Genomic DNA, 12,459 nt, shown 5'->3' on the forward strand with positions numbered 1-12,459 from the left:
AAGGAAAGGCAGGCAAAAGGTGGACATGAATTCAGAGTTGAATGAACGGGTTATGGTTGCACTTGATGTGGATGATCGGAAGAAAGCGCTGGAAATTGCGAAGCAGCTCCAAGGGAGCGGCTGCTGGGTAAAGGTTGGGTTGGAACTCTATAGTATCGCCGGAACAGAAATCGTTCGGGAACTAAAACAGATGGGCTTTCGAGTCTTTTTGGATCTTAAGCTGCATGATATTCCGAATACCGTTAAACGGACAGTGGCGGTATTGGCGAACTGCGGAGCGGATTTGCTGACGATTCATTGCAGCGGCGGCTACCCAATGATGGCTGAGTCTGTAGAAACAGCCAAAGCGGCGTCAACGTCTGAAAACGGCCTTAAGCTTGTGGGAATTACCGTTTTAACAAGCTTAGATGAGGAGCGCCTTCATAACGAGCTTGGAGTCGGTCGAGACCTGAAGGAACAGGTCCTTAAGCTTGCCGAGCTGGGCCAAAGTGCAGGACTTGCAGGAGTTGTAGCTTCTGCTCAGGAAGCACGAGAGCTTCGAGCCCAGTGCGGACCTGATTTTCTGTTGATTACTCCGGGAATCCGGCCCGCTGGCAGTGAGACTCAGGACCAGGCGCGGACCTTAACACCGCGTGAAGCCATTGAAGCAGGAAGCTCATATATTGTCGTCGGGCGGCCGATTACCCGGGCTGAGAATCCGCGAGAAGCCTTAGAACATCTTTGGGATTAATGGGCAGCTTCTTACACAGCCGCTCACTTTGGCGCTCCAAGGCTGGCACATTCGCTTTCATGGGAGCTCTGCCAAACCTCTGGGTAATACCTGAAGTGAACCGCTGGCGTCGCTAACCCATGAAAGCGTTGTGTGCTGAGCCGCCTCTTCGCGAAATCGTTTGCTTCTGTGTAAGAGGCTACCGATAAGGAAGAAGTTATAGCCGTTTAATTTAATTAAAAACAGGAAGGGGTAAATGCTAATGATAACGACTGAAGAGGTATTAAAGATTTTTGAGGAAAGCGGTGCCTTGCTTAAAGGCCATTTCCGTTTGACCTCGGGAAGACATAGCAACCGTTATATGCAATGCGCCAAGGTCCTGCAGTATCCGCAGCATGCAGGCCGTTTAGGCGAAGAGTTGGCTCAAGCCTGGAAGAATCAAGGAATTGATGTTGTCATCGGCCCGGCTATGGGCGGAATTATTGTTGCCCATGAGGTGGGAAGGGCTTTAGGAGCCAAGGTGCTTTTTACCGAACGTGAAAATGGAGCAATGACGCTTCGCCGGGGCTTTGAACTTTCTCCCGGACAAAAGGTATTGGTCGTAGAAGATGTTATTACAACAGGGGGATCGGTTAAAGAGGTCATTGAAGTTGTACGAAAGCTGGGGGCGGAACCTGTCGGAGTCGGAGTGTTAGTCGACCGCAGCGGTGGAACGATCGACTTTGGGATTCCTCATGTCTCGCTGTTAAAGCTGGAGATTGAATCCTTTGATCCGGAAGCCTGCCCGCTCTGTGAAGAAGGTATTCCCGCGATTAAACCTGGGAGCAGAAGTATTTAATTAAAAGCTTCTACTTCTAAGACAAAGACATTTCTCTAAAACTAAAAGGAGTCTGCAGAATGTTTATTACAATCTGCTGGCTCCTTTTTTAGTTTCAACTATAGTATAGGTGAAAGAAACGGGTAAATCCTAATGTCTAAATATCACGCATTTAAGAGGAAAATGTAAATTTAAAAGGAAATTAGAAAAGGAGGAAATATTAACAATTATATTCCTTTTATTTCTTTTCTAAAGGAAAACTTAAAATTTATTTATGATACTTAAAAACAAGAAAAGGAGGGAACTCATTGATCACTCATCAATACGTTATTTTTACCCTGGAGCAACAAGAATATGGTATTAATATTTCTTATACTCAGGAGATTCTTCGGATACCACAAATTACAAATATGCCTAACATGCCTGATTTCATTGAAGGAGTTATTAATCTGAGGGGTACAGTAATTCCTGTGATTGACCCGAAGAAAAAATTTGGAATTGCGCAGTCAGAACGAAGCAGCGATCATCGGCTGCTTATTCTTGATTTAGAAGGAATGAATATAGGAATTATTGTTGACGATGTTTCAGAAGTTGTCGTCATTAACGAACAATTAATTGAAGGGCTTTGCAAGGAGATGGGAATCCTTGGAGGAAATAGCGTTCAGGGTATTGCAAAAATTGATCAACGGTTGATTCTATTGCTTAACACATTAGAATTTAAAAATGAAATATTCAAATTGGAAAGTGAAAGGGAGTTGACGGTATGATTTCCATTGATCAGGCAAATGGTTTAAAAGTCTTTGCTGAAATACAAGCAAACACTGCAAATAATAGGCCTCTATATATCATGACAGAAGGAGATCTAATAACATGGAAAAATGATTCTGATGTTTTTGATATCGGGGCTTTAAGTGTTGGAGTATCGATTAGTAGTGACAGCGTCACTCATAAGTCTATTTCAGAGAAGAAGGCAATTGCGGAGAAAATTCCGAGAGCTGTTTACGGGATAAGGTTATTAGTAAACTGCATACCTATTATAGACGAAGCAGGTAATGCAGTAGGCGCTTTTTCTGCTTTTTACCCCATATTACATCCTATTGCGGCTGCGTTTGATCATTTTGCTTCGATCTTGGCAGAGATGTTTCCAGAAGGTGTTTTGTTGTATATGACTGACTTACAGAAATATTCATACAGACAGTCTTCGAAAGTGTTTGATTTGCCAAACATACAAGTTGGTAATGAATTAACAGAAAACGATATTGCCTTAAATTCGATTAAAACAAAACAGATTACAATTAAAGAGTTTGATGCAAGTACATATGGAGTACCTGTTTTAGGTGTTAATTACCCGTTGTTTGATGAAAATAATGAAGTAGTTGCAACGTTTGGGATTGCCTTACCTAAAGAGATAGCGATCCAATTACGTGATATGTCAGAGAATCTTGATCATGGTCTCAGTGGTATTTCAGCTGCAATTGAGCAATTAGCAGCTTCTGCTTCACAAATCCATGAAAATGAGCAGGTGCTGAATAAGGAAATAAACGGGATCATTTCCCTTTCTGAAAAAATTAACCAAGTCTCAGTATTTATCAAGGAAATTGCCGATGAAACCAAAATGCTTGGGTTAAACGCAGCTATTGAGGCGGCTAGAGCTGGAGAGGCTGGCCGAGGATTTGGTGTAGTTGCTGAAGAAATCCGAAAACTCTCTGAACAATCCAAGAGTACAGTTCCACAAATTAAAGAATTGACCGAAAATATTAAAATCGATGTTGACAAGGTTATTGAAAAAAGCAATGGTTCCTTAAATTCAAGTCAGGAACAAGCTGCGGCTTCAGAAGAAATTACAGCGAGTATAGAAGAAATAACGTCAATGGCTTCCGAATTAAGCAGTATTGCTAAGCAATTATAGTCGAATTAAACATAACAAAAGACTCAATGGTTAAGCTGAGTCTTTTTAGGAAAGTTCTGATAAGTTAAGTGCTGGATGAGATAGAATCTCCAAATATAATGTTTTGTTCTTTTATTTTTATATAATTTTGAAGAAATCTAAGATGTTCATGCATACCCTCTTTAGCATTTGAAGCATTCTGGTTTTCTATCGAAAGATAAATTGTATGAAGAGTTTTAAAAAGGGATATTTGCTGATTGGAAGAGAGTGAAAACTGAAGAGATAAAACTTCATTCAGTTGGTATAGGCGATCAATGACTTCAATTATGAGCGGATTATGACTAGCACACGCTAAAACGCGATGAAAAGAAATCACGGATTGAAGAAGCGAGTATGAGGAATGAGTCGATAAACATAAGTCTTTTAAGGTGCTTAGGAGCTTTTTTAAACGAATTATATCTTCTCTTGATCTATAAATTGCAGCCAAACCAGCAACAGGCACTTCGACCAGGAAACTCAAATCAAAGAAATGTTCTAACGAGAGACTGTTTATTTTCAATGAAGAAAATGCATATTTGTTCAAATTTTGAATGAGCTCAGGGGAGATTTTTTGAACAATAAAATTACCACCTTGATTTCCTTTACGTGTTTCAATAATGTGCTCTGTTTTTAAGAGATGAAGTGCATCACGAATTGTTGAACGGCTTACACCGAATAATTCGGCTAATTTATTTTCAGAAGGAAGTCGATCACCAAGCAGAAGCTCCCCTCGTAATATTGCTTCCTTAATCTGCCTGGAAATCTGTTCGGGAATTGTAAAAAGAGATGTTGTCAAATTCACGATGAAAATCCCTCCAAGTGAACGGGGGGCTGGCTTGCTATTAAGTATAGCATGATACATATTGCAATGTAGCAAGAAAACTCTGTAATGTATGAAAATCAGGCATTATATAGGAATATATCTTATTGTAGGTATATATGAGAAATTGTAGAAAAATAGGACCATAAATTTAGAAACATAAAAGTTATATCAAGGTGGAGGCGAATGTGAAGGGTGGATGAAATAATAATACACAACCTTAATTTCAATCCTATGCTTTTATGGCATGAAAAACTTATTAATGCAGTAACGATTGTGAATGGTATAATTTCAGAGATCAAAAAGCCTCAGAAGGCGAGATTACCTTGGTACAGATTTTGGATATATGATCAAGAAACCCTTATACACTCAGCCAATGTATCGCTTCTTACAATACTCATTGCACGGGAGATGGGTTATCAAGGAAAAAATTTAGAAGAAGTTGCTTTGGGAGCACTTCTACATGACTTGGGAAAATTAGAAGTGCCTAAAAGCATTTTGAATAAACCTGGAAAACTAACGGAAGATGAGTATGAAGTTATTAAAAAACATCCTCAATATGGTATGGAATTGATTAAACCATTCTGCCTTTCGAAAATGATACAGCAGCCGATCATTCAGCATCATGAACGCTGGAATGGGAAGGGTTATCCTCATGGTCTCAAGAAGGAAGAAATTCACCCTAATGCTCAGATTGTAGCTGTTGCTGATGTGCTTGCTGCTTTGATTGAGGATCGATCCTATCGTCAGGGAATGGGAGTTATGGGGGCGATGGAAATAATTGCAGCGGGAAAGGCAAAAGAGTTCTCGCCGATAATAGTTGATCAATTGCTTAAGGTTTTTACTCCAGTAACTCATTAACATAACGAAAATATTTTAGAAAAGGGACAGGCGTTATGCCTGTCCCTTTTCTAATGTTCATTATTTCTTCTGTTGTCTCACTGGCAAACAATTTCTGCAGAACCTCTGGCTTGGGAGTAAGATACAATGTCCAGTTTGTTTCGTAGATGACCATTCCCGGCTTAGCTGCATTAGGCTTTTTAATGTTTTTAACGTGTGTGTAATCTACAGGAACAAGGGTTGAATTTCTCGCTTGGCTAAAATGAATGGCAAGTGCTGCCGCTTCTTCCAGAGTGGTGTCATCCGGAAATTCTTCCCCTTCCTCAAGCGGGATGAGAACGTGTGAACCGGGGATGTTTTTAACATGGAGCCATAAGTCCTGAGGACGGCCCCTTTTTAACGTTAACCAGTCATTTTGGCGATTGTTTTTCCCAACAAAAATTATTCTCCCGGTACTGGAAAAATAGGTTTTAGGCTGAGGGTCTTCAGGTTTATTCCCTTGTTTTTTCTTGGTGTCCTTTTTGTATGCAAATTTCCCTTTTTTCTTCTCAATATTCTTATGAACGCTTTTTCCAGAAAGGTATTCCTGATCAATGAGTTCTTTATGAACTTCCTCGAGTTCTAAAGGAGTGGAAGCATTGTCGAGACTGAGAAGGACGGATTCGAGGTAATTCACCTCGTTTAGAGTGGCCGATTTCAGCGGTTCAGTTTTTTGAATCGTTACTTTAGCTTTGTTATAAAGGCGGTAGTAGCGCTGGGAGTTATCTATTCCACTAAGTTGGGGATCCAAGGGGATGGTGATCTTCGGGAGGGTTTCTTCGTTATAATCCTCGACGATAATTTCTTTCATTCCCGGTTTAATACGATAAAGATTGGCAGTGATTAACTCTCCCCACCGCTGATACTTAAAGGATTTTTCAGCATTCTCAATCGTTCCTTCATAAATGCCCAGCTTTTTTGTCATATGCTGAAGGTGTTCTGCAACAATTTTACGAAGAGATCCGCGTTTGGCTTCAAGATTATTATTATTCGCTTTCATGCGATAGAATCGTTCAATTGCATCGTTTAGATTAGAAAATGTTTCAATGGCTAAGCCTTGGTACTGTTGAAAGGGAACAAAAGTAAAGGCTGCAGGCAGCCCATTTTTCAAGGAACCTCCTCCTTGGAAATAGAGACAGGGTTCGATTTTTGGAAACGCATCAGGATTAGCGAGAGCAAGATAACCTTGAAAAACACGGGAAATATCAATATCACCGCATTGTTCCACTTGCATCCTTTCACTTAATCCTGCTCGGATGATGATTTCTCGGGCGAGTTCCGGACTGACTCCCGCAAAACGCTTGACCAGAAGGTCGGTCAATTTACTGGAGATTTCTTCTTGAAAAAGGATAGAACTAAAAGTCTCTTCCTCTGAAATGGGGTCGTACTTTCCTTGTGAAGGTGGGGTAATGTACACGCGGCCGGGAAGTACTTCACGATGGCGGCTGACAGCATGAGAATAACGCTTTAGGCCATCAAGGATAATCTCCCGTTCAGGATCAACGAGGATTAGATTGCTATGCTTGCCCATAATTTCAAGGTAAAGCTGAAGAGCAGCAAGGTTTCCATATTCATTGTAATTTTGGATGGTGATTAAGACGATACGCTCAAGCCCCATTTGCTCGAAGTTGATGATCTTCCCTCCTTCGAGGTGTTTGCGCAGAATCATGCAAAACATCGGGGGAGTCGTTGGATTTTTTTTGTTTTCCGGAGTGAGGTGGAGACGAGCAGCGGTTGCACTTACATTTAAAAGCAAGCGCAGAGATTGTCTTTGAGTGCGAAGCAAAAGATGTATTTCTTCTTTCTCAGGCTGATTCACTTTATCTATTCGTGCCCCGATCAGTTGAGGCGCGAGTTCTTTTACAAGGTGTTTAAGGGTTACACCATCTAAGGCCATGAGGATAACTCCTTTCGATTTCCATGTTGATCTAGTATACCATAATTCTTGGTTATTTTTCTTTTCCCTCCTGAATAAGCATGTACAAAAGATAGGACAGGATGTAAAGGAGGAAGAAAGGAATGCGGCAGCAAGCTTGGCATGTTTTACCTTGGATTGATGTTGCAAAGGCATTTGAAGTTCATCCAGGAAAGGGATTAAGCCTAAAAGAGGTGAACCAGCGTTTAACCGAATTCGGGCAAAATATGCTCCGTACCAAAAAAGGAACTCACCCCGTTTTCGTATTTCTGGGACAGTTTAAGGATTTTATGGTTTTAGTGTTACTGGCAGCAACGATCGTGTCGGGGGTGCTAGGAGAAGTTGCTGATGCCATTACAATTATGGCGATTTTAATTGTGAATGCAGTACTGGGTTTTATTCAAGAATATCGGGCGGAAAAATCGATGGATTCTCTTAAATCTTTAACGGCCCCGGAAGCTCGGGTACTTCGAGATGGTGTGGAAGTTCGAATTCCAGCTGCAGAGCTGGTGCCGGGGGATATTGTTTTATTAGAAGCCGGGGACCGTATTCCTGCGGATATTCGCTGGATTCAAGCGGTTAATATAGAGGTGGAAGAATCCGCGTTAACAGGGGAGTCACATCCTGTTGCTAAGAGCGTTTTAGCTTTAACGGATGAATTGACTCCAATGGCTGACCGGGTAAATATGGGCTACATGGGAACGATTGTCGTCAATGGCCGTGGGGCCGGCGTGGTCGTAGCTACGGGGATGGATACCGAAATGGGGATTATCGCAGGCATGATCCAAAGCGTCGAGGACGAAGAGACTCCCCTTCAAAAACGTTTGGCTCAGCTAGGGAAATATCTCGTATTGATTAGTCTTGCCGTTTGTGCGCTGGTCGTTATTACGGGCGTTTGGCGGGGGGAAGGTTTTTATAAGATGTTTCTGGCTGGAGTGTCTTTAGCCGTTGCCGCGATTCCAGAAGGGCTGCCGGCAATTGTCACAGTAGCGTTGGCTATTGGGGTTCAGCGCATGGTTAAAAGAAAAGCAATTGTTCGCAAACTTCCCGCCGTAGAGACGCTAGGCTGTGCTACAGTTATTTGTTCTGATAAAACGGGGACGCTCACCCAAAATGAAATGACGGTCCGTCAAATTTACTCGGACCGTCGAATGACAGCGGTGACGGGGCAGGGATACGATCCCAAAGGAGAATTCCATGGCGGGGATCCGATGACCTCAAAGGATCCTTTAAATGAAGCATTAAAAGTTGCCGCTTTATGCAACAATTCCATATTAACCCGTAAGGGGATACAAGTTGCAGGACTTTTCCGGTCATCCAGCAAGGAGTCTCCTTGGGGGATTGAAGGAGATCCCACAGAAGGAGCATTATTGGTTGCCGCAGCAAAAGCGGGTATCTGGAGGGAGACGTTAGAGCGAAAGGAAGAACGGATGGGGGAAATTCCTTTTGATTCTGACAGGAAACGAATGAGCGTTATCTATCAGGGAAAGAGCGGGAAAAGGGCGTATGTTAAGGGTGCTCCGGATGTTATTTTAAGACTTTGTAAAGCAGAACTGACCTCAGAGGGAATTGTGGAGCTTAATGATATTCGCAGGCGGACGATTATGCATGCGAACGATGAAATGGCACGCAAGGCCTTACGTGTTTTAGCAGTTGCTGAGCGTCAACTGCAAGAGGATGAAAAAGACGATGAAAGTATTGAGGAAAATCTGGTCTTTGTTGGACTGATGGGGATGATTGATCCTCCAAGAACGAGTGCCGGCAAAGCGATTAAGGTTTGCCGGCACGCGGGCATCAAGCCTGTGATGATTACTGGGGATCATCGTTTGACAGCAGAGGCTGTTGCCCAGGAGCTAGGAATATTAAGAGAGAATTCCCAAGGCATTTTGACGGGTGCAGAGCTTGAATACCTGTCGGATGAAGAGCTTGAGAAGAAAGTAATGACGACTTCTGTTTATGCTCGGGTAACTCCAAAAGATAAACTCCGCATTGTTCGCGCACTGAAGAAAAACGGCCAAGTCGTAGCAATGACAGGGGACGGAGTTAATGATGCTCCCGCGGTAAAAGAAGCAGATATCGGCGTGTCGATGGGGAAAACAGGTACGGATGTAACCAAAGAAGCCTCAGCCATGGTTTTGGCTGATGATAACTTCGCCACGATTGTCGCAGCAGTTGAGGAAGGCCGCGCCATCTATGATAATATCCGCAAATTTATTCGCTATTTATTATCGTGTAATTTAGGAGAAGTTCTAACCATGTTTTTAGCTACACTTCTCGGGCTTCCGCTGCCGCTGCTCGCAATACAAATTCTTTGGGTTAATTTAGTTACCGATGGTTTACCTGCTATGGCGTTGGGTGTTGACGGCATGGATAAGGATATTATGAGCCGCCCGCCGCGAGCGCCTGAAGAAAGCATTTTTGCACGGGGATTAGCCCAAAAGATTGGGATTCGCGGAACGATGATAGGTCTGGGAACGTTGTTCGTATTCGTAACTGCACTTTTCTTAGGGGTGAATATGTTAGGGGCTCGAACGATGGCTTTCAGTACTCTCGTCTTTTCTCAGCTTTTCCATGTATTTGACTGCAAGTCGGAAACACGGGGCATATTCGAAGTTGGATTGTTCTCGAATCCTTACCTGGTCGCCGCAGTGCTCATTTCAACTCTGATGCAGCTAAGCGTAGTCTATTTACCGCCGCTTCAGGCGATCTTCAAAACAGCATCCCTTCTTTCCTGGCAATGGGGTTTTATCTTAACGGTCGCCGGCGGCCCCTCCATCCTCATTGGACTTTGGCGGCTTGTTAAGAATACATGGCATGGGGATACGTCAATCGCAAGAGGTTAAATTTAGTTTTTACTCTAATGGAAGAGCAAGTTTTTGATAAACTTGCTCTTTTATATTTGAAGGATTAATATGAAGGCTGAAGAACTTAAAGGTAGTGACATTGACCCTTGGGATAGGACGTAGTATTCTTTAAATCAAGTTTAGCATTACTGACATAGACTAAGGAGAATTCTCGGATAATCAATAAATAGAAGGACGACTAATTAACTCGAGGAGGTAGAGATTGATGGAAATCATTAAAATGCATGGTCTTGGAAATGATTTTGTCTTCTTGGATCGTTTTTACAATCAAGCAGCTGCGGATGAAACACCGGAAAATTATCCTGAACTCGCTCGGAAACTTTGCCTCCGACAGTTTGGAGTAGGAGCGGATGGGCTGATTGTGGTACTTCCTTCTGAAACCGCAGATGCCAGAATGCGTATCTTTAATCCGGATGGTTCAGAACCGGAAATGTGCGGGAATGGAATCCGTTGTTTTGCCCGATATATTTATGATAAAGGTTATGTTCGCAAGGATACGATTAAGGCTGAAACGTTAGCAGGAAATTTAACTCTCCATTTAACAATTGAAGAAGGGGAGGTAAAAGGTGTGCGGGTTGACATGGGAGCACCAATCCTAAGACCGGGACTAATTCCAGTCCTAGCTCAGACAGAGCCTGTAGTAGGCGCTAAACTCGAGGTTAACGGCCAAGTTTATCAATACACAGCGGTTTCCATGGGAAATCCCCATTGTGTTCTGTTCATAAATGATTATGCGAAACTTGATTTTGATCATCTTGGTCCCGCCATTGAAAAGCATGAATTATTTCCGCGCAAAACGAATGTTGAGTTTGTGCGTATCGATTCGCCAAAGGAGATCACGATGAAGGTCTGGGAACGGGGAGCAGGACCAACTCTTGCCTGCGGAACAGGGGCCTGCGCTTCAGTCGTAGCCAGTGTTCTTAACCAAAAAATAGAGCGAGCCGTAACGGTTCATCTTCCTGGCGGAGATTTATGGATTGAATGGGGTCAGGATAATCATGTTTACATGACCGGCCCTGCAACCTATGTTTTTAAGGCTCAAATATTAGATGACAAGCTTGCATAACCTAATTACGCCGGAGTTTATTTAATGAAGACTATTAATGAAGGCTTAAACATGACAGATAATCTAAACTCTCCGTTTGTTCATGCTGCGTAGCAGCATGAAAGTCTAATATGAAGCTAAAGAAGATTAGAAAGACTAAAGACTAAAAAGACCCATAAGCGTAGCTTCTCCCCTTCGAGGATAAGTCGACTTGGGCTTAAGTTTAAGCCAGTCTCCTATATCGCACAGATGTGAACGATTTCGCGGAGGGGCGGTAGAGGAAACTTGGTTTGAGTTGAGGAACGAAACGCAAAACTTAGTTGACTTATCCTCGAAGAGGATAGGCACACGATGCTTTCATAGCTAGCGAAGCCACTGGTTCACTCTAGGTATTACCCTGAGGTTTGGCGAAGCTGCTATGGAAGCGAGTGTGCCAGCCCTGAAGCGCTGAGTACGTGAGTCTCCTGTGGAGATTCACGCCCGAAGGTGCAGATGTGAGAGAAGCTACACGACCCAATCTTCTACAATGCTGCTTTTTACTCTACAGAGTAGTTACATGAAAGCCTATATATTAAGGAAAAGAAATGGGTGAAATCTGCATGGCAAATAGTATGAGCGGATTTGGCCGAGGGGAAGCGTCAGGCGAAGGCTACCAGTTTACGGTCGAACTGAAATCCGTAAATCACCGCTTTTTTGAAGCCTCAATCCGCTTACCCCGCAATATGATGAGTTTTGAAGAAAGAATTCGTAAGCTTCTTCAGGCGAAAATTCAGCGGGGCCGTATCGATGTCTTTGTTAATGTTAAGGAAACCGAAGAAAAAAAGAGATTGGTGAAGGTTGACAAAGAATTAGCGCTGTCGTATGATAAAACACTGAAGGAACTCGCTTTAGCCCTTAAGACGCCGTATGAGACTGATATTTACCGTTTAGTCACTTTGCCAGAAGTTCTTGATGTAGAAGATGAAGAAATAGATTTAGAACATATATGGGAGATTCTAAGCAGCGCTGTTAATGAAGCTCTGAATGGTTATAACACGATGCGTCAAGTCGAAGGGGAAAAATTAATCCATGATCTTCTTAAGCGTCTCGACAGAATATCCACGATTAAAGACCAAATTTCGACCTTTTCAGACAGCATGGTTTCTGATTATCAAGGGCGTCTCCGGGATCGGATTCAGCTGTTGCTGAGTGAGAATACGGTCTTGGATGAAGCCCGACTTGCAAATGAAGTGGCGATATTTGCAGATCGGGTTTCAATTACTGAAGAATTGGTTCGTTTACAAAGCCATCTTGATCAGGGCTCACATACCTTGCAAGGGATTGAACCCGTAGGGCGCAAGCTTGATTTTCTAGTGCAGGAAATGAACCGAGAAATAAATACAATCGGTTCAAAAGCTAATAACATTAATATTGCCCAACTTGTGGTCGAGGTTAAAAGCGAGCTCGAAAAGATCAGGGAACAAATCCAAAATCTTGAATAATG

Annotated in this window: 10 protein-coding genes; 8 read left to right on the forward strand and 2 right to left on the reverse strand. The window is 42.7% G+C overall.

The window, feature by feature from the left end; all coding sequences use genetic code 11:
- Positions 1-25: 25 nt before the first annotated feature.
- The 4 genes from pyrF to ACHOLT_RS08130 all read left to right on the forward strand — a co-directional run bounded on the left by pyrF (position 26) and on the right by ACHOLT_RS08130 (position 3,435).
- On the forward strand, positions 26-730 hold the full coding sequence (gene pyrF, locus ACHOLT_RS08115) for an orotidine-5'-phosphate decarboxylase (RefSeq protein WP_425807949.1): 705 nt from the start codon (positions 26-28) through the stop codon (positions 728-730).
- Between the two features lie 241 nt (positions 731-971).
- Positions 972-1,547, forward strand: a complete 576-nt coding sequence (pyrE, locus tag ACHOLT_RS08120; protein WP_425807951.1) for an orotate phosphoribosyltransferase — start codon at positions 972-974, stop codon at positions 1,545-1,547.
- Between the two features lie 287 nt (positions 1,548-1,834).
- Complete coding sequence (locus ACHOLT_RS08125; RefSeq protein WP_425807131.1) at positions 1,835-2,293, forward strand: chemotaxis protein CheW; 459 nt, start codon at positions 1,835-1,837, stop codon at positions 2,291-2,293.
- Complete coding sequence (locus ACHOLT_RS08130; RefSeq protein WP_425807133.1) at positions 2,290-3,435, forward strand: methyl-accepting chemotaxis protein; 1,146 nt, start codon at positions 2,290-2,292, stop codon at positions 3,433-3,435. The genes ACHOLT_RS08125 and ACHOLT_RS08130 overlap by 4 nt, the downstream gene beginning before the upstream one ends.
- 64 nt (positions 3,436-3,499) lie before the next feature.
- Here the strand turns inward: ACHOLT_RS08130 and ACHOLT_RS08135 are convergent, their stop codons facing one another.
- Complete coding sequence (locus tag ACHOLT_RS08135) at positions 3,500-4,255, reverse strand: FadR/GntR family transcriptional regulator (RefSeq protein ID WP_425807135.1); 756 nt, start codon at positions 4,253-4,255, stop codon at positions 3,500-3,502.
- A 213-nt stretch (positions 4,256-4,468) separates the two neighbouring features.
- Here ACHOLT_RS08135 and ACHOLT_RS08140 point away from each other — a divergent pair, with 213 nt between their 5' ends.
- The gene (locus ACHOLT_RS08140) at positions 4,469-5,134 is read left to right on the forward strand and encodes an HD-GYP domain-containing protein (protein WP_425807137.1); all 666 of its coding nucleotides are present in this window, start codon (positions 4,469-4,471) and stop codon (positions 5,132-5,134) included.
- Here ACHOLT_RS08140 and ACHOLT_RS08145 read toward each other — a convergent pair.
- Entirely contained in the window at positions 5,115-7,049 is a 1,935-nt protein-coding gene (locus tag ACHOLT_RS08145; protein WP_425807139.1) for an Rqc2 family fibronectin-binding protein, read from the reverse strand. The genes ACHOLT_RS08140 and ACHOLT_RS08145 overlap by 20 nt on opposite strands.
- A gap of 122 nt (positions 7,050-7,171) precedes the next feature.
- Between ACHOLT_RS08145 and ACHOLT_RS08150 the strand changes: the two genes are divergently transcribed.
- From ACHOLT_RS08150 to ACHOLT_RS08160, 3 genes are all read left to right on the forward strand, one after another.
- Positions 7,172-9,910: a calcium-transporting P-type ATPase, PMR1-type gene (locus ACHOLT_RS08150; RefSeq protein WP_425807141.1), complete on the forward strand. Its 2,739-nt coding sequence runs from the start codon at positions 7,172-7,174 to the stop codon at positions 9,908-9,910.
- Between the two features lie 226 nt (positions 9,911-10,136).
- Positions 10,137-10,997: a diaminopimelate epimerase gene (gene dapF, locus ACHOLT_RS08155; RefSeq protein ID WP_425807144.1), complete on the forward strand. Its 861-nt coding sequence runs from the start codon at positions 10,137-10,139 to the stop codon at positions 10,995-10,997.
- Between the two features lie 578 nt (positions 10,998-11,575).
- The gene (locus tag ACHOLT_RS08160) at positions 11,576-12,457 is read left to right on the forward strand and encodes a YicC/YloC family endoribonuclease (protein WP_425807146.1); all 882 of its coding nucleotides are present in this window, start codon (positions 11,576-11,578) and stop codon (positions 12,455-12,457) included.
- Positions 12,458-12,459: the final 2 nt, after the last annotated feature.

This window comes from Desulfitobacterium nosdiversum (assembly GCF_049860565.1).
In the GTDB taxonomy this organism is placed as follows: Bacteria; Bacillota; Desulfitobacteriia; order Desulfitobacteriales; family Desulfitobacteriaceae; genus Desulfitobacterium_A; species Desulfitobacterium_A nosdiversum.